The organism is Sphingobacterium lactis, assembly GCF_011046555.1.
Classification (GTDB): Bacteria; Bacteroidota; Bacteroidia; order Sphingobacteriales; family Sphingobacteriaceae; genus Sphingobacterium; species Sphingobacterium lactis.
Genome location: NZ_CP049246.1, coordinates 3477932 through 3502847 on the forward strand (window position 1 = coordinate 3477932; position 24916 = coordinate 3502847).

Genomic DNA, 24916 nt, shown 5'->3' on the forward strand with positions numbered 1-24916 from the left:
ATCAGTTCATCTTTTAATTTCGACAATGTACACCCCTAAAATCAACAGACTAACCGACATGGGCGAGATAATCGCATTTATCGACCGGTTCAGTTTCGGAATCCTGCTAAGTAAGGATAATGGTCGGATTATAGGTACCCATATTCCTATTATATCCAACAAGGAGCCCAATAACCTGAAACTATATGCCCACATTGCCCTTGCAAATGAACAATGGAGGGAGATCGAGGGTCAAGAAGTGCTGATCATTTTCACAGAGCCTCATGGCTACATTTCCACCAAAAACTACAACAAGGCAGAAACTGTCCCTACGTGGAACTATATGGCGGTCCATATATACGGTAACGTGCATATCCTGCATGAAAAGGAAAGCATATTGGAGGTAATGGAGCGTACGGTGATTAAATATGAGCATGATTACCTGGAAAAATGGAACAAACTATCAAATGACTTTAAAAATAGAATGCTTAAAGGCATTGTTACTTTCCGTGTGGATATTACGGATATAGAAGGAAAGGCAAAACTGAGTCAGAATAAAACAGAAGAAGAAAAGGAAAATATAATATCAAGTCTAAAGGGTAGCGGTATATCTACTGATAGTTTGTTAGCGGAATACATGGAGCATTTCAATACAACTGGAGACGATTTGAAGTAAATAACGACCAGCAATCTCATCTACCCAAAAGAAAGGCAGGAGACAATTTAATTCCTAGGCACGGGGAATACCTTAGTTTTTCCTAAGTTTTATTTCTGTCATTACTATGGCTACGACCAAGCCCAATAGATTTATGCCAGCAAACAACATCTCAAGATTTAACCAACCCTTATAATTGGCAAGCAAGGCCAGGAAGAACGAGGGAACTGAAAAACACAGCCAGATCTTGGCCGAATAGCTGTTCGCCAGTTTCCAATTTGCCTCCGATTTTTTAGAAGCAATCGTTCGATAACCATATAAATCGTTGATTTTCTTTGGTGGGAAGAAGTAAAACAGCAGACTTACAGCGAACAGTATAGAAATTCCGAGCAGCATAGGTGTTACGTTGAGACGTTATCCTTCTCAATATACCGATCACCAAAGAGCTTGTTGGGTTTGAGCAGGACAACATCGGATTTAAAATCCAGAAATGTATTGAATCTTTTCAGCACTTCATTTCCAAGAATATGGATATTCATTCCCTTTAACGGCTTTCTGGCAGTGATCTGCTGAACGGGAACATCAGGCAGTACGTAATCACCAATTTTAAGCCCGTCAAGATTCGACGTGATTACGGGAATATCCTCGCCCATTCCGTTTTTCATGATTACCTTTTTGATAACCTCCATATCTGCGGCCGGAAAATTAGCTTCTTTCATGAGGTCAACATCCACCATGGCAGTTCGTTGATAACCCGTATCGAACAGAAACGGACCCTTATGATCAATTCCAGACTGCATAAGGCTGCTACTTACAGAAAAACAATTCGCAAAATAATCGATTTGCAACCTGGTGAACGTACTGTCATTTGCTATATCTGCTGGCATTTCTGAATGGACAACGAGAATACCTTTGTCATAATTGAGTTCAACAACATGATCTTTGAATAAATCCCAACCAAATCGTCCATCCGTTCCATGTCCTGAAAGTTCCGTATCATAGACCGGAGCAGTATAGGTACGATTACCGATCTTCAGTTCATAAGGAACCTGATACAATTCCACCTTGGATGACAGTTTAGCCTGCAATACCGAATTTTTCAGGGTGATGTCCGAACTGCCCGAATCAAAATTCAGTGTTAAGGTGTCCATTTTATTAAATAGCGCCTTGACATAGATGGTATTCTGTTCATTGATACCCAATTGGACGGTATCGCTGCGTGAAACTTGCGCGTAACTGCTATATACGAATACCTGAACCAACAGCAAAAGGAGCGTATTTTTCATAATTATTAGTTATAGTTGAATTGAAATTCGTTAAATAGCCACATCCCAAAAGAAGTGCTCTTTCCTATAAAAATAAGAATATAAATTTAATGTAGAAATAGGGTAAATAAGCCTTAGGGATTAAGACCAACAAAGCTATTTAGGAACATTAACAGATCCTTGTCAGCTACCTGAATAATCATTTACCTGAATTCGTAAAATGTAAGAAAGCTCAAACATAGTGCACATTTGAGCTTTCAATTTACATCTAACCAACTTTTTAAAGAAATTTGTAGGTTATTCCCGCATTCAAAACAGAAACACCGTATCCCAACTCCGCAAAGGCTCCAAAGTTCTGGGTGAAGAACCACCGTCCACCTAAGAATCCGGTTACCCCCAGGCCACTAGCGTAATTATTCACAAAGGAATTATCCTGATTATCTGAGGAATATTTCACGAAGTTGTATCCGAGCATAGCACCTGCATAGGCATTTAGGCGGGGGATCTTAAATCCATTGAAATGGTAAGCTCCGCGCGCTCCAACTGTTGTATAATTCCATTTGGCCGTATAACCTAAGTCAGTATACTTGTATCCTGTATTTCCGACATACCCGCCCAAGCTGATTACGCCTGGGCCACCGACATCCCACATGCCATAATCTACTGCGAGCGAAATAGCAGGACGAGCATTTCCGAGACCGCCTAAAGCAGTACCTAGCCCTACCCCAAGATTTGCTGTGCTTGACCCTACTTGAAACTGCTGTGAATAAGTCAATAGACCTGTACATATTGCAAAAAATATTAAAATTGCCTTTTTCATAATTTAAATTTTAGTTTTATGATTACGTTCCTTCGAAAACCTATCTAACCGAGTATGCTACAGGTTTCGATAATTTATGTCCTTAATTTGCTGCGTATAAAATATTGGGACCTTTCTGCCAACTTGGGCTTCCGCCATAGGCATTCCTAAATCCTGTCCAATCTCCTTTGGTCGGGACCGTAATGTTCTCATCCGCATTGGTATCTCCCCCCTGCTTATCATCTTTGTAAGAGGTAAGCACCGCTGTAGGATTAAGAATGATATTCTGAGGTGCGTTTCGATGAAGTCCAGCACTTGAACTCATGAACTTTACGGTTACATTTGGACCAATATTGATGGTCGATGCATTGGCAACTTGAAAATACTGATTGACCACATAGGGTACCTCCTTAATATTCCATGCAACAGATTTATCCCTAACCGTTCCGTATAAATAAATTCCGTTATGCTTGTTTTTCTCGCTGGGTTTCTCCGGATTATGAAACACATTACTTGGATCCAAAGTGTAAAATGCATTGAAATAGATGGGTTTGCCATTATCATATAGGGCATTGTTCGTAAACTTGCTTACTTTGTCATCCACCATTGCTGAACTTCCATAAAATGCCTGCGAATCAGAGCGAGGGCCATCCATGGTATGTGCAATTCTGCAATGATCAAAGGTAAAGGAGGCTGATTGTGACCAAGCAATGTCTACGGCCCGGTTTGTTCCTCCACTGGATTGGCCTGCATAGAATATGTCAACATATTTAAAGACCGATCCTACGGTTCCACTAAGATTTATAGAAACCCAATCACCCTTTTCGGGCTTTGTAGCCAGTAGATCGCCATTGGTATCTCCGCAATAACGGTCATCAGCCAAAGAGGTAAAGATTATCCGTTTTTCCGAAGTACCTTCCGCCAAAATTTTACCGTCTTCATAAATGCCAATCCGTGCATTTTTAACCTTGACGATTACTCCAGGCTTGATCGTCAGTACCGACTCTATCCTTAAATCCGACCCCTCGATTACATACACAAACCCGGGTTCCCAAACAGTGGGCTTATCGATCTTTCCTGACACTTTTATCATCTCGCAAGTGGGCACTGGAGGGATGGGCTCTGCCGTATCTTCTTTCGAACAACTTATAATTGCGGATACTGTAAATAACATGAACAGCATCACGCTGCTGGTTTTTAAAAATTTTGTTTTCATTACTATAATTTTTATTGTTTATAATTTTCAATTAACCTCGGTTCACCAGTAGGCTGAAGCGATGAAACAAAGTTATTGGCAGAAACAGCGTCTTTATACCCCCCAAAGGGGGAAAAGAACAATACAGGGACATCAATAAAAAGACCCTCCATTTTTTGGAAGGTCTGAATTAGTGCCTGCTGGTAATTTTCTGAAAATGGTCCATTTCCATGACAACTTACAACAGGACTTTAAATATCTACGTTTTCTTGAATCAAAAACTTAACTGATTGTTCCTCAGCAATTAGTTGCCCCAAACGTCTAATCTTTTGGCTATATTTGGATTAACCAAAAGTACATTGCCCAAATTATTCCGTATACCCCCAAAAGGGGGTTTTAATCAAGAAGACTCCCCCCTAACTTTGGTGAAATCATTTATGAGTAAAACCCACTAATCAAATAATAACATGGAACGTTTTATCATTAGAGGTATACCACAGCTTATGCTATTTTTCTTCATTGTTATAACCATAGTGAAACCGCTGCATTTAATGGGACAATCATCCGTGGTTGATTCCTTAGTTACGGCATTAGAGAAGCAGCCCCTTGCGATAGATAAAAAGTTGGAGATTTATGATGCGCTTGTCTACAGTTTATGGGAAGAAGATGCTGAGAAAGGAATTGATTTTGGCAAAAAAGGAATTGCTCTTGCTAAGAAGCACCAGAATAATAAATGGTTATCTATTCTTTACAGTCATACAGCCATGTCCTTCTTCTATTTGGCTCAGTATGATTCTGCGCATTTCTACCAAGACCTTGCATTTGAGCCTGCCTCTACCTTATCCAGTTTTAAAGAATTGGCAAGTGCCCATATGAACAAGGGGTCCATTTTCAAAATGGAAGATAACCATCCGGAAGCGATAAAGGAATATCTTAAATCGCTGCACCTCTTCGAGAAAGAAGGAAATGATCAAGGAAGGGGCATGGCCCTGGGAAATATCGCCCATGTATACCTTCAACTCCGAAATTTCAAACAAGCAGAAAAGTACTTAAAAGAATCAGAAGCCTTGGCGATTAAACTGAATAACAAAGAAGGTATTGGGTCGGTTGCCATTGCCTTAACAAACATTTACCAGGAAACTGATATGCCAAAAGCCATTGAATATGCTACGCGCGCCGTAGAGATATTTCATCAATTAGGGAATAAATACAGTGAAGCGGTCGCACTATCAGTTTTGGGTAGATGCTATCAGGAGACCGGAAATTACCAAAAGGCAGCGGTCTATACAGAAAGAGGTCTTGCCTTGGCTAAAGAAGTAGGCTACTCAAATTTATTGGCTCAGTTGTATGTCAATCTTTCAAATGTGCGGTATTACCAAGGGAATTACCGGGAGAGTGAGCAGCTGGCAATTGAGGCCAGGAACTTAGATTCTGCAAATATGGAAATCAAGCATAATGTCCTGCTGAATCACATCCGAAATAACATGTACCTCGGCAATTTAAAAACGGCGGAGGATTATATGGAAACCTATACCGCATCCATACAGCAATTTGCCACAGAAGAATATCAAGAATCCATCTCAGATTTAGAGGTCAAATATGAAACAGAAAAAAAACAATTACAGATAGCAGCTTTGGAGAAACAACGTTACTTATACATTTGGCTTGGCACCGCTATCGGTGGAGCGTTACTGATTGCGTTGGCTTTCGCCTTTGCAAGGTATCGCCTAGCAGTAAACAGGCGGAAATTGGCAGAACAGGAAAGCCGTCGCTTAGAGCAGGAAAAACAGTTGGTAGCAGTCCAAGCAACGCTGGATGGCGAAGCAGCAGAAAGGACTCGGCTCGCAAAAGATCTCCACGATGGCTTAGGAGGTATGTTGTCGGCCATAAAGCTAAACCTACCACAAGTACATGGAGATGCATTGCTAGAAGCTATGGATGTGACCCGTTTTCAGACCGCTTTAGGCATGTTGGACGACTCCATTCAGGAACTTCGCCGAGTAGCGCATCACATGATGCCGGAATCGTTACTTCGACATGGCTTAAAAGTTTCCCTTGCTGATTTCTGTGCGGCGATCCCAACGGCAAATTTCCATTATTTTGGAAATGAAGCTAGACTACCGAGCAAAATGGAAATCATGGTCTATCGGTGTATTCATGAGCTCGTAAACAATGCCCTGAAACATGCCAATGCAACACTTATCAATGTACAATTGGTCCAGGATTCAAATCGAATTTCCTTTACCGTTCAGGATAATGGAAGCGGCTTTGATCAAAAGACAGTGGCAGAAGGTATGGGTCTTCGGAACATCCGACAAAGAGTGGAAGCATTTCAAGGAGAAATGGATATTCTATCCTCTTCACAGGGAACAGAGATTCACGTGGATCTGGAAATGACAAAAAACAAGAATTATGATTAATGTTGCAATTGTTGATGACCATAAAATACTGATCGAGGGATTGCAGAGTCTCATCGATGGATCTGGAATAGCCAAGGTCTCCGGGGTAGCCTACAGCGCTTCCGACTGTAGAAATTCCATCCGCTTTTGGAATCCGGATGTATTGCTTCTAGATGTCGGACTACCGGATATAAATGGCGTGGATTTTTGTAAGGAATTAAAGGATAATGATCCGAACCTAAAAATCATGGCCTTGACCACCCACAATGAGTATAGCGTTGTGAGGCAAATGTTAGAACATGGCGCCTCCGGTTACCTCCTTAAGAATGCCATGTGCGAGGAAGTCCTCGAAGGTATAAAAGCTGTTGCTGCAGGAGAAACTTTTCTCTGTCATGAAGTTGATTTGCTGATGAAAAAACCGAAGGAATCTCAATTATGGCTTAGCCAACGGGAACGCGAGATGTTGAAATTGGTAGCAGAAGGATTGACAAATGGTGAAATCGCTGAACGTATTTTTCTTAGCCCCGAAACCATAAAGAGTTACCGAAAAAATCTACTCTTTAAATTAGACGCGAAAAATACCGCAGTATTGGTAAGAATAGCCATTGAGAAAAAATTGATTTAAGAAGAATGGTGGGGATAAATTTTAAAAGGAGTCTAACCCATTTTCGAATGTTTTAGACTCCTTTTTGATGGGTTTTATTAATAACCAGGATTTTGGTAGCCTTCGGGATTACTGATCGCATCTACTTGTCCTTGTGGTATTGGCCTTACCTGATGGGTTCCTTCAATAAAATACTGTCCCACATCTGGATTTTTCTCGGTCAAGTAGGCTTTTGTAAGCTTGCCGGTTCGTTTCAAGTCATACCAGCGCCCATATTCTCCACAAAGCTCTCTGGCTCGTTCATCCAATAGGAATTGTAGATCAATAGTTCCTGCCGTTATTAGGGACGCTTTTGCCCGTTGCCTAAGCACGTTGATATAATTTGCAGCTGCAGCATTAGCACCGCGCAGGTAAAATTCAGCTTCAGCGGCAATAAGGTAAACCTCCGCTAACCGCATGACACTCGCATTTGCATCACTGGTATAAGTATTTGAGCGCGGCATAACCAAATGTCCGGAATTGAATTTTGTTAGCGATGGATAAAAACTAATGAATGGGTTATCTACTAATCCTGGCTGTTGATTTGTGCGTGTATATTTCATCCTTACTTTCCTATCGGTCCCATACAGATCATTGTAATCTATCAATAGGTAAGGTAGGGCAAGTTTCTGGCTGATCGTGGTATATTCATCTTCTTCTGGGAGGACAAATTTTATAGCCAATGCACCATCTTCCAACTGTGTGCCTACGCCAATATTCGAACGACGATCATACTGTACAATGGCATCTTGACTCCAGCTATAATTGACATTCGCTGTCCAAGCCGTTTGAAAGGACATGGAATACCTTGGATCTAGGGTGCCATCAGCATTCCGAAAGACATCCAATAAATATTTTGAAGGCATGAAATTTCCAGTGGTCCATCTACCGATCTGCAGCTGGAAGCCTGCCGATTGAATTGCCCCGAAGGCTGTCGGCGTACAGTAGAAACGCTTAAAATCGTTGTTGTGGTCATACACATTGGTTGATCCGTAATTTTGAGAATAGGTTATCTGGAACAAGGATTCAAGATTATTCTTATTGTTGGCTGCATTAAAATTATCAGTGAAATCCGCAAACAGTCCTGTACCATATGTGCCTGGATTATCAATCAGTTTTTTGGCTGTGGCGAGAGCTTCCTCGAGGTATGCTGTAGATCCGTATCCTTTTGTTTGCAGTGCTGCCCGCGCGAGCAATCCCAATGCCGCCTTTTTTGTTGGTCGGCCAGGTTCTTTCGCAACAAGAGGAAGATTGTCTGCTGCAAAACGCAAATCAGGAAGGATGACTTGTTCATAAATTTCCAAGGGTTCCGTCCGTATGGATTCGGTTTCGGCATTCGTGGTTTCGGTTGTCGTTAATGGACAGGCGCCGAACTGTTCAACCAAATGAAAATAGTAGAGTGCCCTTAAAAAGTGAGCCTCAGATACTTTTTCACGTTTTTCCTGGTCATTGGCAAAATCTTGGACTTGATCTACCCGACCAATGACGAGATTACAATAATTAATGGCATCATATGATCCGTTCCAAAAGTCCTTTGCCATATCAATGGACATTGCTCCACCAGAAGCGTATTTCATATAATTCTGATTGTTGTTGGAGTTAAGATCTGCTGTCCAGATATCCGTCCCTCCTTCTGTAACCAACAATAGATTCCGACCATAAAAATAGCGGGAAAGATCAAAGTAGCAGCTATTGATCAGTTTATCAAAACCTGTTTTGGATTCTGCAACCTTATCCACCGTCACACCGGAAGGGTTAAATTCTTCCAGAGAACAAGAGCTGATCATTAATCCGGCACTGATTAAATATGGGAATATAGATTTCTTTTTCATGTCAATTTCTTTAATAATTCATTAGATAAGCACCACAACTTTTAAAATATCACACTCAAGCCCAAAACAAATTGCTTGGTCAATGGGAAATTATCGGAACCATTCGATTCTGGATCTTGATATTTCAAGAGGTCGCTTTTTGTGAAGATGAAGGGATTGTTAGCTGTGGCATAAACACGAAGTTTTTGCATGCTCCAACGTTGCGTCAATGCTGCAGGCAAACTATACCCCAAGGTCATGTTCCGAATCTTAAAATAAGAGCCATCCACATATTTCAACGCATCAAAACCGATGTACCCACTTGTACTGGAATGCAGGCCCGGCCTTGGCAGGTAGCCTCCCGGGTTTTCAGGTGTCCAATAATCGATATCATCACGGCTATTCCCTTCGCTCGTCGTCGGATTATAACGGGTAATCAGATTGCTGGAAATCATCTGTCCCCACCTTGCTGTCACAAACACATTCAGATCAAAGTTTCTGTATTGGAAAGTATTCTGCAATCCTGCGGTCCATTTCGGAACACCCGACCCTAGGATAACCTTATCATGAATCCCATAAGCATGCTTACCTTCTTCATTGAAAACGCCGTTATTGGCCAGCTTGATATCACCTGGCAGGGAATTGAATTTGGCCGCCTCCTCAGCTTCATTTTCCTGCCAAATACCAAGATACCTGTAGTCATAGAACGTTTTTATTGGATGTCCCAGAAATAAATTACTGGAAATTAAATCCTTATTCCCCGGCAGGGATACAATCCTTTCCTTATTTGCGGAAAAGGTGAGGGTTGTTTGCCACATGAAATTCTCCTTGGAAATATTATTGGATGTGAGCAATATTTCCAGTCCTCTGTTATTCGTTTCTCCGACGTTTTGCCACATTTTAAAAGGCGCTCCCCAAGAGCCGCCGAGTGAAGCTGGCATATCCCGCAAATAAAGCAGGTCCTTGGTATCAGCATTATACCAATCTAGGGTAAGATTCAATCTTCCTGCCCAGAGCTCTGCATCCATTCCGACATTCGTCGTATATGATTTTTCCCATCCCAAAGCTGTATTTGCCAATTGTGAGTTCAAGATGAAAGCTGCACCGGGATTATCGCCAAAACCCACTGGCTTTGGTGCATTAAAGCCGCCAGCTTGCGTGCCATACGCTCCGATCCCTCCCGAATTTCCGGTGATTCCGTATCCTAGGCGAAACTTGAGGCTGGAAATAGTTGGCAAAATGGCTTGAAAAAAAGGTTCATCACTGATTCGCCAAGCAAATGCCCCTGCAGGAAATACATCCCACTGATTGCCAATGGATAATCGAGATACACCGTCCCACCTGCTCGACACCGAAAAAAGATATCTGCTCTTAAAATTATAATTTACCCGACCAACATAGGACATCGATTGACTACCTGTATAAGAAGATCGTATGACCGAAGTCGTTGCAGCACTCAGATTATGGAAAGAATACGTATCCAGATCAAACCCTGAACCTCCTGCATAGGCTTGCTCTGCTTGATTTTTCGCCCACGATGTGACCCCCGTCAATGAAAATTCATGATCCTCACCAAGTTGGAAGTCATAGTTGACGATATTTTCCCAGCGATAATCATAATTTCTATCGTTGATAATTACAGCAACGGGAATTTTAAAACCAGCCTCTGGATTGGCAATGGATTGTCGACCAAAATATTTTCCATTTCGGCCAGATCCCAAAACTGTCCCGAATACGGATCTAAATCTTAACCCTTTGATTGGCGTAAATTCCAGAAACCCATTTCCTGCAAAATAGGTATGCAACGTATTGTTTTCATATTGGTTAGGTATCTGATCAGACAACGGGTTGGTGACACCGTCGACAGCAATATGCTGAATATTGCCTTCTGCATCATACGCGTCCCCTAGCGGAAGGAACGTGAGGCTATTTCCAAAGATATTCTGTCCTGCCTGATCACCATCCGAATAGGTCAACTGCAAATTCGTGCCGATTTTGAACAATTCAGATAGTTTATGATCAATATTGGCCCGAACTGCATATTTTTTAAAGCGATCATTTTTGATCATACCACGCTCATCATTGTAGTTAAGAGAAAGGTACGCATTGGTTTTCTCGGTCCCACCATTAATGGATAAGCTGTAATTCTGCTGAATGCCATCATCAAGGACCAAATCCATCCAGTCCACCCATTTACCCTGTTCGTAAGCTTCCAAATGAGCTGGATTCTTAAAGATATTATTCATGAATTCAGGATAGTTCCCATGTTCGCCACGATAAGCTTCACGTTTTAATTTGATATAATCATCCCCTACCAGCCCATGTGGAAACTTAGGGAACCCATTATACCCGAAATAGGAATCAAATGCAACCGTCGTTCGGCCAGCTTTACCCTGCTTGGTGGTGATGATTACTACTCCATTGGAACCTGCCGATCCATAAATCGCGGTGGAGGAAGCATCCTTTAGAACATCGATGGATTCTATATCACTTGGGTTCAATCGGGAAAAATCACCTGGGATACCATCGATAATATAGAGAGGATTATTATCGCCGTATATCGACCGACTTCCCCGCAACGTTACATTTACATTGGACCCTGCACGTCCAGAAGACTTCATAATGTCCATACCTGACACTTTTCCTTGCAGGGCATCCATTACATTTGCAGTTGGCGTCCGCATGATCTCCTCCGGTTTAACACTGGCTACGGCGCCCGTGAGGTCTCTTTTCTTCACGGTGCCATATCCTACTACAACGACCTCATCCAATAGGTTTTCCTCTTCCAGCTTGATCTCAATATATTCCTGATTTGAAACCGGCACCTCTACAGTCTTAAAACCTACGAAACTTACCAAAATAGCAGTCGACCCCGAAGGTAGGTCCAGTAAGAAAGTACCATCGGCATTTGTCTGCGTGGTGAGGTTTGGACTGCCCTTCAAGCGAATGGTGGCTCCCTCTACGGGGGTGCCAGAAGGATCTAAAATCAAACCTTTAATCGGTACATTAGGGTGGTTGTGCATCTCACGAACCGTAATCGCATGGAATAACGACTCCCCCAAAGTTGGTGTTGTGGCTAGAAGGGCCAAAATAAGAGAAAGGTTTCCTTTATTGACGGTTGACCTCCATAACTTTGAATAGCTCATAATTTATTGTGGTTACTAGTTAATAATCTATTTTAATCCCACACCCGAATAAAAAGAGATAGATCACCATCTCATGGTAGCATGCAAAAACTTTATTGCACCTAAATAAATGATGCAACAGGTATTGGATATTCGATAAGAAATATTAAATCTTCGGGTTTAACTTGGTATTTTTCACAAACGGAACATCTCAAAGTAAGCTAATCAGCACAACGTTTTATAGTTGATCATTATCAATTATCTCCAATATATTATCATGATTTGGATGGAAAAATTTAATTATCAAACAATAGAACAATCGGATACAAACATCTAAAACACAGAGAGGTATTCAAATAAAAACCACTATTTAACCCTATGTTCTTACATCAAAAAATTTTGATAAAAAAGGTTAAAAAATGGTTCCAATTCGATTTAGCTGGAGTTGTTCAGAATTACTTAAGGATAATCACAAGAAAGACCCCATAAGCCAGTTTTATTAGAGAATACCTTGTGCTAATCAAACATATGCGAAATGCAGCGATTGCAAATGAATTGAATTTTACAGGCGAGAGCCATCTGAACAAATTATTCAAGAATAAGCACGGTCTAACGGCGAAACTATACAAGACCCTGCACTTTGGGAAATAAAAAATGCCTTTAGCGGAACTAAAGGCATTTTGATTAATCGAAATCAAAAAAATCGGATAGGAATGATTTCTTTTTCTTTGGGTACCGTTGGTTTCCACCGCGGTAGGAATCATGATGTCCACGGTCATCGTAGCGATCACGATCATCATATCGGTCTCGATCATCGTAGTGATCTTGTTTATGGCCATAATTCGGTTGGCCATACCCCCTTCTATCCTGCTGGGGCTGCTGAGGTTCAGGTTGTGCTGAACTTGTTGCCTGCCCACCTTGGGAGGAAGCGTATGCCAACAATTTATCCAATTCTCCCTTATCCAACCATACCCCACGGCAAGCTGGGCAATAATCTATTTCTACATGATGTCGCTCGGCCATCAACAAAGTCTCATTACAATTCGGACATTTCATAGGTATCTGCTATTTTGATAAGGTTTTAATTTAGCTAAAATTATACAAAACGCAAGATTAAGATGGCGGAATTTGACAAATTTTAACAATTTACAAGCATTTCGCCACATTCTCGTCCAACAAAAACGACACATGCCACCATCTTTCCGGTGGTGGCATGTATTTGCTGTTTTTGACTATTTTTTTATCGGCGGGCGCACGTTCCCACGGTCACCGTAATTGGTGTCATCGCCACCATCAGTTGGTGTTGAAGGATCCGTTGATTGTACGGTTACCACATCTGCGTCTGCAGGCATTGTCGGATTAGGCTGTCCTAATAATAGGGATAAGAAAACATACCACATAATTCAAAAAATTTTAAGGTTAAAAAATCTCCAGGCCCACGCATAGCGCATGCGGGGTTGCTGTACTGTTTTTCAGAAGGCCTTCTGAATTCTTTGGGAAGTGGAAGCTTCCTTTATGCTGCGCGAAAAACCACTTCCCAATGTATTTTTCGCGCCGCATAAAGGCGGCTTTAATGAGATCGTTTTTGTATCTTTCCTAGAAAGAACTAATCAATTTATTTGCTGATCTCGAGAACAAATGTATAGGCTTTAAACCCCAATCAATCAAGGAATTCCAGTAATTCCGATAATTCCGGCACAATTCCGGAAATATCGGATTGGGGGGTTGAAATTCTATAAAAATGCAGCTGTGGGGGATAAATTTCCTTTATGGTTTCCCGTAAATCCCGAGATGGCAGACTTGTAATTTTGTGAGGATGTCGCAGTTTGAAAACTTTAAAAAAGATATACTTCTTTTCTATGAGGAAGAGTTGGCCAAAGGTACCTTGCCCGAGCCTTTGATGATGCCAACACCGGCAGGTTTGCGGGACTATGCTTTGGCATTATCCGCATCGGAGATGACGCCTGATGACCATCGGGTTTTTAAAACTTTTTTCGATCTGGAAAAAAAATACGATTCCCTCTCTGAGGCTATCGATAGAAGTGACCGGGATCGACTAATACCCGTCCAGCGATTTCTGATGAGAACAACTATCAGTCCTCGTGAGGGTGTGGTCAAATTAGCCGCAATATTAGTGGACTATCCCAATCGCCCGTTTAGAATTGATGCCGAAGCTCGAAAAATTACATCGCCTACAGAACCGCACGCAGAACCTATCGTGGGTGAACCATCCGTTGGCATTCCCAAGAATAAAAAAATCTACCTGTTGATCTTTGCGGGTGCTGTCGTGGTGCTGGGTATTGCTTTGGCTTTAAATCTTGCCAATCCACCAAAGAGCTGCATGGTTTGGGCTGGAGAGCGGTATGAAAAAGTTGATTGCACCGTCAAGTTGGCGTCGGGAAATCCAATCATTCCCTTGAATGAGGATAAATTGGCACATTTTCAAAAGATCATGCGCACTGACACCCTAACGCGTTGGAGTGCCGGAAAAATCTGGTATGCACAGATCAACAGAAAGGTGGAATTCTATACGGAAGCAGGCACGCATCCCGTCAAGACAGATCGGGGACTCCGATTGGCTACGGAATATATGATTCATAAGTATGCCGGTAGGAACAGCACCAAACCGAACAAAGGAGAATAAACTTATTTTTTAGACTTGAATTCATAGGTATATTGATCGAATTTCAAGATGACTTCCTGAAATTTGGCATTGGTGACCTGTAACCAATGTGCACAGGTCCTAACCGCAAATATGGGGGTTACTTTTTTGAAATCACGCAAGTTGTTCATCTTGTTATTGATATAAATGATGCGATCCCATTGCGCTTCCAACTCTTCCGGGGTGTAAAAAGTGCGTTTGGATTCATGGTAAATCCAACAGCCATTCACCCGCGCATCTTTGATCAATGCAAGGACCTCGCTGGGAATTTCCTTCTTCTTTGTTAACCATGCCGGAGTTGCCATGGCTTAAAATTACTAATATTTTTAGTAATAAAACATATCATAAACTATAACCTGCCCAAAGATTGGATAAGCGATTTATTTTGAGCAGGATAATTTTATTGAAGCTTACCAGTCTAATTGACCGTTAATCCTTTAAATGAGAAAACTTCAAAAGAATTTACAAAACCTATTCCAACCTTAAATTTTAGTAACGCTAATTTTTCAGGCTTCTGGGCCATTTGAAAAGGCATGACAAAGGCATAGTCCATATCTATTTCTGGATCAGGAACTACGAATGAATTATTTCCGTTGGTTACCATCTCCGCATTGACCTTTAAGCCTTCGGGAGTTAAAAGATGTTCTTCAAAAAACGATAGACGATCATCCTTATCTGCTGTCGGTAACTTCTTAACCAATCCCTTAACGGTTAACATCCGGCCAGTCTCATCATACTTCACCTCGGTAATTCGCACTTCGTATTTCGTTTTTCTCTGTACGGGTTCTGATTGCTTTAAATTTAGCGTCGCTTCATAATAAGGAATCTTATCCTGCAAAGTAACCACCTGCTGACTTAACGTAGTGACCTGAGCCGATAAATCAGTTACTTGCTTTTTCAGGGTCCTTAATTCATCTTGGCTTTGCGCAAGCAAGGCTATTGGAGAAAGGAGCAATACGCTTAAGATTGATTTAAATTTCATAGTATCTAGGGTTAATATTTGCTAATTTATTAAACTAAAGTAGAATAACAAGCAGTAATACGTTAAGAAATCATTAAAAATCAATTTATTAGTGTGCAGCTCCGTAGCCACCCTTTTCGTTCAAGGCGAACATTTTATCGATCATGAACCAAAGAATATCCTTATCTGAGCCAAACCGCTTTAAAAGTCTGTACCAAGTTACCTGTGAAAACTGAATTTCATTGCGATCACTATCTTTATAACTCCATTTTCCGAAAATATCCTTTCCCAATGTCGCCGAAAAATCATTCTCTTGATATTCCAGCTCTCCACGGAAATTCCGTTTGATAGCAGTTTTGAACTCCCCATCCGATTCCTCAAAATATTCACCATGAATATCCTTGCCCTTCTTGGCTTGGTATCCCCTATTATCCCGAATGGACTCCTCACCGAAAATATCGATGCTGTACCGTATTTGATAATCACGTTCACGCCGACTCTTCCGGATCAATTCCTTCATAAATTTTCGTTTCCCCTCCAAACCTGAACCTATTTCGGAGAAGTGTTTATTCAGGTACTTTTGTTCATAGGTATAGGCATTTCCTTTGGAGTCTGTAAATATCAGATCTCCGAAAACATTCTGTTTCAAATTTGCTGTATAGGTCCCATCCCTATACTCCAGGTCTTTCATAAACGTCTGGGTAAATGTCCCTCGTTGTGCATAGCTGCTCTGTAGAAAACACCAAAGAAATAATAGGGTCAATAATCGCTTCATAAAAATTACATTTTCAATTTATGATACTAAAATAACCAAATGGATTAATCGAAAAGAAAAATATTACAATCGAAGAAACACAAATACTAAAAAAAAATTAACACGCTCAAGTTTAATAAAAACCGCCAAATCTCCCTTTAATCGTATATTTTTTCGACTAAAACAAACACAATCACGTACAGATTAACAATTATTTAATTATAATTATATATCATTACTCAGTTATTATAAATACATTTACATAACAAACCATTTGTATTAATTATTAACCCACACGCTATGCATAACCTAGATGCTCATCTATTCAGCATATCTAAGCGCATTGACCATGGTGAGTTGGATATTTCCGATATCGGTGCTTTCCTTCCCGCTGGCCTCATGTTGCATGAGCTGATTGACAACGTCCTTTTTGGCGTAACTTACATGAATGAATGGGGATGCAACACCCTGGGTACTACACCGGAGGAATTGAACATGCTTGGCGAACATTATTACGACAAGTATTTCGTTAAGGCAGAGATGCTTGCTGCAAAGATGGCGGTTACCAATCATATTTTACTTGGTGATCCCGACCATTCGTATAATTATTTCCAGCGCGTTAAATTTCATGGACATTCGGAATATACCTGGTGTTATACCAGCTGCAAATTCTTCAGGGACGAAAACGGACATGTGAACTCCAATAAGATCTTGATTATGGCCACTCCGATTTCTGGAGTGGACAACATGGTATCCCGCGTGATCAGAACTTTGGAGCAGGAGCAATATATCCTGGAAAACTACAAGAGATTCGCCATGTTGACGAAACGGGAAAAGGAAATCATCAAATTATTGGTGAACGGCCAATCCTCCAATTGCATCGCCGAACAACTCTTTATTTCCTTCCATACCGTGACGACCCATCGAAAGAATATCTGTGCGAAATTAGAGGTGAAATCCTTTGCGGAACTCCTCAAGTTTGCCCTTAATTTCGACCTCACATAAAACAAAAGAGATACCCTTGCGGGTATCTCTCCTAGTATAGTTGGCTAATATCAATTTGGTATTACTTAATGATACAAATGTAATTACATCTATTTTCTCAACCTTACGGGTTCCCGTAAAAGGCTTAATTTTTATTTACAGCAATGATTCCATTGGCTCCAAATGCTAGAATAATCCCTTATCCTTGCAATAGACGACCAGTTGCTCGTTATTGGTAAAGCCAAAGACTTCCTTCATCAGGTTCAGTCTTTTCTCGATGCTGCTTAATCCCGAAGGCTTGATGTTCTTGGCCACCAATATTTCCGGAATATTCTTCTGCTTTATTCCCTGGGATAGCGACTGCAGGATCTGAATATCCAGTGCAGAAAATTCGTGGGTATTCTTTGATCGCAGGGATTGCCTGATATCCGGAGACTGGTAGATTTTATTTTGTGATACGGACTCTAAGGCTTCCCTAAGGTGCTGTCCATCATTGCGTGCTTTCCGCACATAGCCATCGATCTGCAGGTTTCGAAAGAGTCCGTCGATCAAGCTGATCCGATCTATGGAGGAGAAAACGATGACTTTGATATCCGGTTGCAGTTCCTTTACCAATCGGACCAAATCCTTACCTCCGGAAATTTTCTGCGACACCTCATCTTCTTCGAATACCAAATCAGTGATCAGCAAATCGTAAGGTGCCCCATCGGCAAGACCTTTTTTGATCCGTGCAAGTGCGTCATCGCAGTAATAAACATAATGCGATTCTGAAACGCCCAACTCCTTGATCGTTTTCTGAACCGACAGATTCGCTACTTCATGATCTTCAGCAATAAGTACTTTTTTAAACATATAATATCCTATTTTGCCCGTGGTAGGTTGATGTCTATTTTCAACCCTCCTGCTGGCATGGAATCAAAGTTAATGGTCCCATGCAAACTTTTTATACGGTTTCCCGTACTTTGCAGACCATTACCAAATTTCTGATCGGATGGCATGCCGACTCCATTGTCCTGATAGACAATGCGTATACCACGTTCTGCAGGTTCAAAACGTAGCACCACGTCCGCAGCCTGGCTGTGTTTATCCATGTTCACCATCAGCTCCTGCAGAATAGCCAGTACCTGCTCCTTCCCTTCTTTTCCCAGGTTGCTCCATAGTTCCCGATCATTGCCGACGATCATGATGTGGCGATCTTCATGGTCAAAGGATTGCAGCAGTGCTGAAACTTCCTGGCTAAAGCCCATTTCTTCCAACATTTCATCCTCCACTTCATAGGAAATATCACGCGATTTGTCGTAAAGCACCTCCAATCTATCCAGGATCTGCTCCTGATCAATGCGATCCCTGTTTTCAATCTCCGCCATGACGCGATAGATGCCATTGGCTACGACATCATGTACTTTCCGGGAGGTTTTCAACTTGCTTTCCTGGATGGCATTCACCTTCTCCATTTCCAATCGTAACTCCCGACGGCGATACCAGTTCCTTGCATAGAGTCCGATCATTACCGCCAAGACCAACAGGGCAAGTATCACCACAACCAACAGGTTCAATCGGTAATTTTTGCGGGCATTTTCACTCTGCAGCTGGAGGTTCTCCGCCTTATTCTTTTCGACTTCATACCGTATCAGCGCGAATTGATTGCTCGCCATAGTCCGGACGCTATCCAAACTGTCTCTCAAGGTATTATAGCGAACAAATAGTGGCCCAAGATCCTGACCACCATTTAACCCTAGCAATTGATTGAGGCTGCGCACCTGTTCTTTCGGATTCTTATTCTGCTGGGCAATCTGATAATGCAGGCTGCCATAATATTTAGCCGAATCCAGATCGCCCATACGCGTATAATATTTTGAAAGCGTCGCATAGGAAGAATTCAAGCCTATGGCATCCTGCTTCGACCTTCGAATTTCCATCGCTTTCCGATAGTCTGTAATGGGATCATACGTGCTGTCCAAACGTGCTTTCGCCCGTGCATAGTTATTCAGAGTTCGGGCATACTCCTTGGGATTATCGACCATTTTCGGCAATATATCCGAAAACATGGCTAAGGCCTCCTCATACTGTCCGTTGGCTTGAAAACTCAGGGCTAAATTGTTATTATAAACCCGTAGATTATTCTCATCCTGGGTATAGGCAATGGCCTTCTTATAATAGGCTATAGCCTTATCCGAATCGCTCATATCATCCGAGACATTTCCCAGAAGGTTATAGATCGTCCCTGCCGTGGCATGTTCACTTTCTTCAACTTCACCAAGAAAGGATAGCGCTTGGGTTGCTGTTTCTGAAGCTCCGAAAATATCGGATTGCTCGTACTGTGTAATGGCCATGTTGATTAGACAATTCACGACACCGGACGTATCCTGTCGCTCCAGATACCACAACCGGGCTTGATCAAAGGCCATAAAAGAGCTGTCCATCTCATTTTTGTTCAAAAAAGAGATGGCTTTAATTTCATAAGGATTTTCGATCGGCGGGTCCTTCTCCGCAGTTGATTGCTGCTTGCAGCCCGTAAGAAACAGTAATACTGCAAAAATTAATAATGGTTTCAAAAAAGTTAGAGTTATGGGTTAAAATTAAATAATAACACCGCCCAATCCAAATTATGATGAAGGAAAGAGCACGAGTAAAATTTCAATCTTCTGAAACAAAGTGATAGTAAATTATTTAATATTAAATAAGTTTTTCTTTAAAAAATAGAAAATTTTACTTATATTTAGTATTATTATTAACTTAAATAATTATTAATGGGATGGTTAGATAATTTTTTGAACAAACCACTATTTAAAAAAACCAGACCAGACTTTCCACCCGCTGCATGGAAAGAACCAAAATCGGAGCTAGAGCTATTGGAGCGGCACATCGGGTTATCCTTTGAAAAGCAAATTGATTTTGGCGATTACATAGGGCAGTGTGGTTGGGATATCGATCTGGAAGCCGGTACGATAGCCTTCGGAGACAGGCTTCTGGCAAACATCCAGGTTATAGGACGATTTGCGTATTTTAACAATTCATGGCTTTGGGCATGGGCGGCAGAGCAGGTGATTATCCCGCAACCACTATTGGTGGATGCGTTGGCCATACGTTCATTTGGCGAACAGCATGAAATCCGTAGATTTCAACAGTCTACCTATCCTGTTCAAATCGATGAATTGCACAATTTTGGGATGATTGCGGTCGGTATGTTTGGGGCAGACGCTTATTTTATGGGTGATTATGGGCAAGGTGTGGGCCTGTTTACGGTCAAGAACGAAGCGCTCAGGAATCACAGGAAAGATTCCACAGATCGCATCTTCACAACATTTCCGCAGATCGCCGCAAATTTCAATGTCGATCATCGACAGGCATTGAGGTGTTATCTGATGGATAAAGGGTATATCCTGGATGAACAAAAGACCAAGGTTATCGGTAGCAAAGGCAAAGAGAAATGTCTTGCCACCTTCGATAAACATGGTCGATTGTTAACGCTGAAGAGCTAGGCTGACTTGCCAACGTTTAGTGATTGCGGATTTCTTTGATCAATTCGGACTTCGTCATCTTGTGACGCCCTTTGATACCGATTTCCTTGGCTTCACTGAGCAGGTCATCCTTGCTGCGTTCATCTAGCTTGTTGGATCTGTGATCGACAGTACCTGCCGCTTGTGCATTGGCAATGCGTGCGGCTTTTTCCTTGCTTTCACCCTTATCCCGTAAGGCTTCATACGTATCGGGTTTCTTGATCTGTGGTGTTTTTGTTCTTGGCATGATCGTTTAGTGTTGGTTCATACTAATTAAAGAACACCACAGCTTTCAATTCGTTGGTTAAAATATCGATTAGGTCGCACCCTCTTTTTGATCTTCTTTTTTGGAGAACACGGTGGTCCCAATACTGGCCAGCACGACGCAGGCAACGGAAGCCCATTGGGTCCATGTCAGGTATTCCTTTAGGAATAGCAATCCAGAGAGTGCGCCGAATGCGGGCTGTAAACTTGTCAATATACTGAAAGTTTTGGCCGGCAAATGCTTGAGTGCCACCATATCCAGGGAAAAGGGCAATGCAGAAGAAAGTATGGCCACCAATAGCCCCATTCCGAACAGCGAAGGGGTAACGTCGAATAGCGCACCATCCCAGATGGCAAAGGGCAGAATAGCGATCGTGGCAATGATCATACCTACGGATACCGCATGTCGGCCCTCCATCACCTTGGATACCCGACTGCCCATGACGATATACACCGCCCAGAACGTACCCGCCAAAAAGGCCAGAAACAATCCAAGCGGATCCAAACTCCCACTCTGCCATGGCACAATCAGCAGAATACCCAAACAGGCCAACAATGCCCAGACCACATCCAATAATTTTCGTGAAAGCGCGAAAGCAAGGAACAAGGGACCGATAAACTCAATCGTTACGCCCAATCCAAGGGGGATACGCTGAATGGCCATGTAGAAGATCAAGTTCATCGCTGCAATACCAAGACCATAGGCGCCACAATAAAACCATTGTTGCCGGTTCAATCCACGAAGGTTGGGACGATTGATGAAGTACAACAGGATTGCTGAAAGCCCGATCCGAAGTGCACTGGTCGCAATGGGACCGATTGCTGGAAACAGCTGTTTGGCAATCGATGCCCCACCCTGCACACAGACCATGGAAAGAATGGCTGCCGTAACAGCGATTTTGGTATAGTTTTTCATAAAAATTAGCAGCAACATCCGACTTCCGAAGGAGCAGACTAAAATACATTTTTAAAAGGATATCCGCACGGTACTTTTGCGTTATCGGTAAAATTCTTTCAGATATGCCTTGAACGAATCTATACTTTCTACATGATTACCTGGCCTGACCACGATTAACGTTTTTCCACTATCAACTTATTGTTAATTTATGTTACAAAAACATGCATCATGGAAAAGTTTATTTAAATTAGATTCAATTGTAAGCCACTATAAATTCTGTAAGCATGTCTTCAGTTAAGATGAATTCCAGCAATCGGGTGAATAAGAAAATATTGATGGTTATGGCCCTCATGGTAGCTTCAAACGTTGAAGCCCAAGTGTACACCGGTCGGATTACTTCAGCCGACAGTAGCCTCTACCTGCGGGATATAAAGATTACCAATCTCCACACGAACTCGTCAAGCTCCTCCCAATTCGACGGCACTTTTTCCATCGCGGCAAAGCCAACAGACAGTATCGCTTTCCAGCATCCCCATTGGAAGGAGCGAAAGATTGTCGCCGGAGCAATGCCTTCGCTGATTCTGTTATATAAGAAGGACTTGGTCTTGGAAGAAATTGTTATTGTCGGAAACACCAAAGCAGCCAAGATCCAAAGCTTGGAAAAGCTCAAGAAAGATCGGGCAGTTCGGGATGGAATCTACTTCGATGGCAAGCCTCCCCTCTATCTTCTCAATCCATTTGGCGGACCTTACGTCACATTTTTCTATGAGCTGTTCAGCAAGGCTGGCATAAACGCTCGGCGCACCAACAAGTTCATCCAACAGGAACTTGAGAACATAGAGGTCGATCAAATCTTTAACAAGAACAGTATCCAAGGCATCATCGATCTTGATGACGAAGAATTGGAAAATTTCATCGTACGCTATCGACCCTCACTTTCCGAGACCAAAAACTGGAATACGTATGACCTCCATGTTTATGTAAAGAATAGCTACGCTGATTTCATCAAGAATCCTGTGCTGACCAAACTTCCGACCGATAGCCTGACCATCGTGACGGGACCAAAGCCATAAGCGGCAGCAGATAGCCCCAGATAAGCGGTAGTTATGCGGCTATGCTTAGAGTTTCAAGCGGACTGGACGCATAACGTTAAAGGGTTTCCACGTGTAGGCTTCGGCTTCCTGATCGATAAATCCAATCCCCGGCCACGGCAAATGGCAGCCCATGATGGCTTGTCGGTCTGTCGCACGCTTCCTTAATATTTCTTGTCGTGATTCCACCGCCGCATCAAAGTCACTATCCCACGCCGTGCCCCATGCAGGTTGTGAAATCAGCACCGGACTATGGAATAGATCCGTAGTAAAATGCAAGGTGCGACCTGCTGACCCAATGGTAAATACCGTATGCCCTCCGGTATGGCCAGCGGCCAGTTCAGGCACTATATTCTTAAATAGGGGCTCCCCATAGGAAATGCGCTGCAAACGATCCTCGATCTTTCCAAGCACGGCCCGTGCGAAATCAATATTCTCCTTGCCCACCTTATCACCTTTGGAATTGGAAAAATCTGGCTTATCATCGAACCAAAAATCAAACTCCCGTGCTGCAATATGATACGTGGCATTCGGAAAATTGGGCAATCCCTGCGCATTCAATACCCCTCCAATATGATCGATATGTGCATGCGAAATAATGATGTCCGTCACGTCCGAAGCCGCAATCCCAATACCTGCCAAATTTCCCAATAATTTGCCGGCAGTTTCGCCAAAGTAATGACCAGCACCGGTATCAAATAGGATGACTCGGTTATCGATCTCCAACAATAGGACATTGATGGGACCTTCCATATTTTGTTCGTTAAAATGGTACTTACGCATCTCTTCCGACAATAATTTAGGGGCAATTCCCGGGGCAAGGATGGGCTGCAACCCTTCTGCAGCAAAGTATCCATCAGTCAGGATATACCCTTTAACTTTTCCGATTTGAATCGGAAGTGACGGGAATCCGTTAACCACTTCCTGCCCCTTTGCGGAAGCAACCTGACTTAAACCGTGTAGGCCAATGCCCATGATACCCAACGCTTTTAATACCGTTCTTCTGTTCATGTTTTTATTTCAAAGCTAGGCACCAATAGTCCTTTTGTCAAGTATGTACTTTTTTGTACCTTAGGGACGAAAAAGTATGCATTACTGATTTTCAACACCTTACAAATAAATAAAAATGGAAGAAAAGGCAATTTGTGCAGTGGACTTCGCCTTTCGACGGATTGGCGGTAAGTACAAGGGTCGTATTTTATGGTATCTCCACGAACGGGAAACGCTCCGGTATGGTGAGCTGAATAAAACCATCAAGGATATCACCACCAAAATGTTGACCCAGACCTTACGCGAACTGGAAGCCGATCAATTGATTGTCCGAAAGGTCCATCAGGTCGTTCCACCAAAAGTTGAGTATTCCTTGAGCGAAACGGGCAAGGAACTGATCCCCTTTATTACATACCTCAATGCTTGGGGTACCAAACAGATGCAGAAAGAAAATATAGCAGAAATAGGCTGTTAGGGGTTTAAAGCCGGATATGCAACCCTTTCCCTGATACCAGGAATTGTTTCATTTCTTAAAATTATTTCTTTTGCTGGTTTGTATTCCCTATCTTGCCGATACTTTAGGGGTGTCTGCACGAGGTAGCAGGCTGAGATTTTACCCTTACAACCTGATCTAGGTCATACTAGCGGAGGGAAAAGTAAAATGTCTTCATGGGTGCGTCCTGTACCACTGTAGTCATTCCTAAAGTTTTATTCATCAATGGATTTACAGGAATGCTACTAATCGTCAATCATCAATCAAAAATTTACAAGCCTGCTCCACAAAATCTGGAGGAGCTTCTTGCTATCGAATTAAAGCCGCATAGCAAAGGAATCGCTGTGGCCGTTAATGGCCAGGTTATCCAAAAGGCGAATTGGGCGAATTGCCCGTTACAGGAATCGGACTCAATACTAATCATTACCGCAACCCAAGGCGGATAAAA

The 24916-nt window shown here is 42.2% G+C and carries 25 protein-coding genes and 1 riboswitch; of the genes, 9 read left to right on the plus strand and 16 right to left on the minus strand.

Annotation, left to right across the window (positions count from 1 at the left end; translation table 11 throughout):
• Positions 1–25 precede the first annotated feature (25 nt).
• Entirely contained in the window at positions 26–655 is a 630-nt protein-coding gene (locus G6N79_RS15205) for an FMN-binding negative transcriptional regulator (RefSeq protein WP_103906055.1), read from the plus strand.
• A 72-nt stretch (positions 656–727) separates the two neighbouring features.
• On the opposite strand, the gene G6N79_RS15210 is transcribed toward G6N79_RS15205, so the two are convergent.
• The 4 genes from G6N79_RS15210 to G6N79_RS15225 all read right to left on the minus strand — a co-directional run bounded on the left by G6N79_RS15210 (position 728) and on the right by G6N79_RS15225 (position 3914).
• The gene (locus G6N79_RS15210; RefSeq protein WP_103906056.1) at positions 728–1030 is read right to left on the minus strand and encodes an SdpI family protein; all 303 of its coding nucleotides are present in this window, start codon (positions 1028–1030) and stop codon (positions 728–730) included.
• A gap of 5 nt (positions 1031–1035) precedes the next feature.
• Positions 1036–1920, minus strand: coding sequence for a retroviral-like aspartic protease family protein (locus tag G6N79_RS15215; RefSeq protein WP_234993185.1), 885 nt, complete (start codon positions 1918–1920; stop codon positions 1036–1038).
• A gap of 259 nt (positions 1921–2179) precedes the next feature.
• Complete coding sequence (locus tag G6N79_RS15220) at positions 2180–2719, minus strand: hypothetical protein (protein ID WP_146060609.1); 540 nt, start codon at positions 2717–2719, stop codon at positions 2180–2182.
• Between the two features lie 82 nt (positions 2720–2801).
• Complete coding sequence (locus G6N79_RS15225) at positions 2802–3914, minus strand: hypothetical protein (RefSeq protein WP_103906059.1); 1113 nt, start codon at positions 3912–3914, stop codon at positions 2802–2804.
• Between the two features lie 530 nt (positions 3915–4444).
• On the opposite strand from G6N79_RS15225, the gene G6N79_RS15230 reads away from it, so the two are divergent.
• Positions 4445–6313: a tetratricopeptide repeat-containing sensor histidine kinase gene (locus G6N79_RS15230; protein WP_160003704.1), complete on the plus strand. Its 1869-nt coding sequence runs from the start codon at positions 4445–4447 to the stop codon at positions 6311–6313.
• Complete coding sequence (locus tag G6N79_RS15235) at positions 6306–6917, plus strand: response regulator (protein ID WP_103906061.1); 612 nt, start codon at positions 6306–6308, stop codon at positions 6915–6917. Before G6N79_RS15230 ends, G6N79_RS15235 begins: the two co-directional genes overlap by 8 nt.
• 77 nt (positions 6918–6994) lie before the next feature.
• Here the strand turns inward: G6N79_RS15235 and G6N79_RS15240 are convergent, their stop codons facing one another.
• The 4 genes from G6N79_RS15240 to G6N79_RS15255 form a co-directional block, all read right to left on the minus strand.
• A complete protein-coding gene (locus tag G6N79_RS15240) occupies positions 6995–8767 on the minus strand; it encodes a RagB/SusD family nutrient uptake outer membrane protein (RefSeq protein WP_103906062.1) in 1773 nt (590 codons plus the stop codon).
• Positions 8768–8808: 41 nt separating this feature from the next.
• Entirely contained in the window at positions 8809–11892 is a 3084-nt protein-coding gene (locus G6N79_RS15245) for a SusC/RagA family TonB-linked outer membrane protein (protein WP_103906063.1), read from the minus strand.
• Positions 11893–12555: 663 nt separating this feature from the next.
• On the minus strand, positions 12556–12927 hold the full coding sequence (locus tag G6N79_RS15250) for a TFIIB-type zinc ribbon-containing protein (protein ID WP_103906064.1): 372 nt from the start codon (positions 12925–12927) through the stop codon (positions 12556–12558).
• 176 nt (positions 12928–13103) lie between these two features.
• Entirely contained in the window at positions 13104–13271 is a 168-nt protein-coding gene (locus tag G6N79_RS15255; RefSeq protein ID WP_160003706.1) for a hypothetical protein, read from the minus strand.
• 416 nt (positions 13272–13687) lie between these two features.
• On the opposite strand from G6N79_RS15255, the gene G6N79_RS15260 reads away from it, so the two are divergent.
• Complete coding sequence (locus G6N79_RS15260) at positions 13688–14515, plus strand: hypothetical protein (protein ID WP_103906065.1); 828 nt, start codon at positions 13688–13690, stop codon at positions 14513–14515.
• Positions 14516–14517: 2 nt separating this feature from the next.
• Here G6N79_RS15260 and G6N79_RS15265 read toward each other — a convergent pair whose 3' ends face one another.
• The 3 genes from G6N79_RS15265 to G6N79_RS15275 form a co-directional block, all read right to left on the minus strand.
• Positions 14518–14838: a hypothetical protein gene (locus G6N79_RS15265; RefSeq protein WP_103906066.1), complete on the minus strand. Its 321-nt coding sequence runs from the start codon at positions 14836–14838 to the stop codon at positions 14518–14520.
• Between the two features lie 113 nt (positions 14839–14951).
• Positions 14952–15515, minus strand: coding sequence for a hypothetical protein (locus G6N79_RS15270; RefSeq protein ID WP_103906067.1), 564 nt, complete (start codon positions 15513–15515; stop codon positions 14952–14954).
• Between the two features lie 88 nt (positions 15516–15603).
• Complete coding sequence (locus G6N79_RS15275; RefSeq protein ID WP_146060610.1) at positions 15604–16269, minus strand: hypothetical protein; 666 nt, start codon at positions 16267–16269, stop codon at positions 15604–15606.
• 279 nt (positions 16270–16548) lie between these two features.
• Here G6N79_RS15275 and G6N79_RS15280 point away from each other — a divergent pair, with 279 nt between their 5' ends.
• The gene (locus G6N79_RS15280; RefSeq protein WP_200818777.1) at positions 16549–17253 is read left to right on the plus strand and encodes a LuxR C-terminal-related transcriptional regulator; all 705 of its coding nucleotides are present in this window, start codon (positions 16549–16551) and stop codon (positions 17251–17253) included.
• A 165-nt stretch (positions 17254–17418) separates the two neighbouring features.
• On the opposite strand, the gene G6N79_RS15285 is transcribed toward G6N79_RS15280, so the two are convergent.
• The gene (locus G6N79_RS15285) at positions 17419–18084 is read right to left on the minus strand and encodes a response regulator (protein WP_103906069.1); all 666 of its coding nucleotides are present in this window, start codon (positions 18082–18084) and stop codon (positions 17419–17421) included.
• A gap of 8 nt (positions 18085–18092) precedes the next feature.
• The gene (locus G6N79_RS15290; RefSeq protein WP_103906070.1) at positions 18093–19787 is read right to left on the minus strand and encodes a tetratricopeptide repeat-containing sensor histidine kinase; all 1695 of its coding nucleotides are present in this window, start codon (positions 19785–19787) and stop codon (positions 18093–18095) included.
• Positions 19788–19982: 195 nt separating this feature from the next.
• Between G6N79_RS15290 and G6N79_RS15295 the strand changes: the two genes are divergently transcribed.
• Positions 19983–20714: a DUF6882 domain-containing protein gene (locus tag G6N79_RS15295; RefSeq protein ID WP_103906071.1), complete on the plus strand. Its 732-nt coding sequence runs from the start codon at positions 19983–19985 to the stop codon at positions 20712–20714.
• 16 nt (positions 20715–20730) lie between these two features.
• Here G6N79_RS15295 and G6N79_RS15300 read toward each other — a convergent pair whose 3' ends face one another.
• Together G6N79_RS15300 and G6N79_RS15305 are read right to left on the minus strand one after the other, a co-directional pair.
• On the minus strand, positions 20731–20979 hold the full coding sequence (locus G6N79_RS15300; RefSeq protein WP_103906072.1) for a DUF7218 family protein: 249 nt from the start codon (positions 20977–20979) through the stop codon (positions 20731–20733).
• Between the two features lie 69 nt (positions 20980–21048).
• Positions 21049–21912 carry an EamA family transporter gene (locus G6N79_RS15305; RefSeq protein WP_103906185.1) on the minus strand — a complete coding sequence of 288 codons (864 nt, stop codon included), beginning with the start codon at positions 21910–21912 and terminating at the stop codon, positions 21049–21051.
• Positions 21913–22178: 266 nt separating this feature from the next.
• On the opposite strand from G6N79_RS15305, the gene G6N79_RS15310 reads away from it, so the two are divergent.
• The gene (locus tag G6N79_RS15310) at positions 22179–22967 is read left to right on the plus strand and encodes a hypothetical protein (protein ID WP_103906073.1); all 789 of its coding nucleotides are present in this window, start codon (positions 22179–22181) and stop codon (positions 22965–22967) included.
• 45 nt (positions 22968–23012) lie between these two features.
• On the opposite strand, the gene G6N79_RS15315 is transcribed toward G6N79_RS15310, so the two are convergent.
• Positions 23013–23996, minus strand: a complete 984-nt coding sequence (locus tag G6N79_RS15315; protein ID WP_103906074.1) for an MBL fold metallo-hydrolase — start codon at positions 23994–23996, stop codon at positions 23013–23015.
• 115 nt (positions 23997–24111) lie between these two features.
• On the opposite strand from G6N79_RS15315, the gene G6N79_RS15320 reads away from it, so the two are divergent.
• Both G6N79_RS15320 and thiS read left to right on the plus strand, forming a co-directional pair.
• Positions 24112–24450 carry a winged helix-turn-helix transcriptional regulator gene (locus tag G6N79_RS15320; protein WP_103906075.1) on the plus strand — a complete coding sequence of 113 codons (339 nt, stop codon included), beginning with the start codon at positions 24112–24114 and terminating at the stop codon, positions 24448–24450.
• Positions 24451–24545: 95 nt separating this feature from the next.
• Positions 24546–24645: riboswitch (TPP riboswitch) on the plus strand.
• Positions 24646–24707: 62 nt separating this feature from the next.
• Positions 24708–24914, plus strand: coding sequence for a sulfur carrier protein ThiS (gene thiS, locus G6N79_RS17780; RefSeq protein ID WP_103906076.1), 207 nt, complete (start codon positions 24708–24710; stop codon positions 24912–24914).
• Positions 24915–24916: the final 2 nt, after the last annotated feature.

Coding starts and splice junctions, on each gene's coding strand:
- G6N79_RS15230 (WP_160003704.1), top strand. CDS start 4,445: ATGGGACAATCATCCGTGGTTGATTCCTTAGTTACGGCATTAGAGAAG.
- G6N79_RS15245 (WP_103906063.1), bottom strand. CDS start 11,892: ATGAGCTATTCAAAGTTATGGAGGTCAACCGTCAATAAAGGAAACCTT.
- thiS (WP_103906076.1), top strand. CDS start 24,708: ATGCTACTAATCGTCAATCATCAATCAAAAATTTACAAGCCTGCTCCA.
- G6N79_RS15265 (WP_103906066.1), bottom strand. CDS start 14,838: ATGGCAACTCCGGCATGGTTAACAAAGAAGAAGGAAATTCCCAGCGAG.
- G6N79_RS15295 (WP_103906071.1), top strand. CDS start 19,983: ATGGGATGGTTAGATAATTTTTTGAACAAACCACTATTTAAAAAAACC.
- G6N79_RS15275 (WP_146060610.1), bottom strand. CDS start 16,269: ATGAAGCGATTATTGACCCTATTATTTCTTTGGTGTTTTCTACAGAGC.
- G6N79_RS15255 (WP_160003706.1), bottom strand. CDS start 13,271: ATGTGGTATGTTTTCTTATCCCTATTATTAGGACAGCCTAATCCGACA.
- G6N79_RS15285 (WP_103906069.1), bottom strand. CDS start 18,084: ATGTTTAAAAAAGTACTTATTGCTGAAGATCATGAAGTAGCGAATCTG.
- G6N79_RS15300 (WP_103906072.1), bottom strand. CDS start 20,979: ATGCCAAGAACAAAAACACCACAGATCAAGAAACCCGATACGTATGAA.
- G6N79_RS15225 (WP_103906059.1), bottom strand. CDS start 3,914: ATGAAAACAAAATTTTTAAAAACCAGCAGCGTGATGCTGTTCATGTTA.
- G6N79_RS15260 (WP_103906065.1), top strand. CDS start 13,688: ATGTCGCAGTTTGAAAACTTTAAAAAAGATATACTTCTTTTCTATGAG.
- G6N79_RS15235 (WP_103906061.1), top strand. CDS start 6,306: ATGATTAATGTTGCAATTGTTGATGACCATAAAATACTGATCGAGGGA.
- G6N79_RS15315 (WP_103906074.1), bottom strand. CDS start 23,996: ATGAACAGAAGAACGGTATTAAAAGCGTTGGGTATCATGGGCATTGGC.
- G6N79_RS15310 (WP_103906073.1), top strand. CDS start 22,179: ATGTCTTCAGTTAAGATGAATTCCAGCAATCGGGTGAATAAGAAAATA.
- G6N79_RS15250 (WP_103906064.1), bottom strand. CDS start 12,927: ATGAAATGTCCGAATTGTAATGAGACTTTGTTGATGGCCGAGCGACAT.
- G6N79_RS15240 (WP_103906062.1), bottom strand. CDS start 8,767: ATGAAAAAGAAATCTATATTCCCATATTTAATCAGTGCCGGATTAATG.
- G6N79_RS15305 (WP_103906185.1), bottom strand. CDS start 21,912: ATGAAAAACTATACCAAAATCGCTGTTACGGCAGCCATTCTTTCCATG.
- G6N79_RS15270 (WP_103906067.1), bottom strand. CDS start 15,515: ATGAAATTTAAATCAATCTTAAGCGTATTGCTCCTTTCTCCAATAGCC.
- G6N79_RS15205 (WP_103906055.1), top strand. CDS start 26: ATGTACACCCCTAAAATCAACAGACTAACCGACATGGGCGAGATAATC.
- G6N79_RS15320 (WP_103906075.1), top strand. CDS start 24,112: ATGGAAGAAAAGGCAATTTGTGCAGTGGACTTCGCCTTTCGACGGATT.
- G6N79_RS15280 (WP_200818777.1), top strand. CDS start 16,549: ATGCATAACCTAGATGCTCATCTATTCAGCATATCTAAGCGCATTGAC.
- G6N79_RS15210 (WP_103906056.1), bottom strand. CDS start 1,030: ATGCTGCTCGGAATTTCTATACTGTTCGCTGTAAGTCTGCTGTTTTAC.
- G6N79_RS15215 (WP_234993185.1), bottom strand. CDS start 1,920: ATGAAAAATACGCTCCTTTTGCTGTTGGTTCAGGTATTCGTATATAGC.
- G6N79_RS15220 (WP_146060609.1), bottom strand. CDS start 2,719: ATGAAAAAGGCAATTTTAATATTTTTTGCAATATGTACAGGTCTATTG.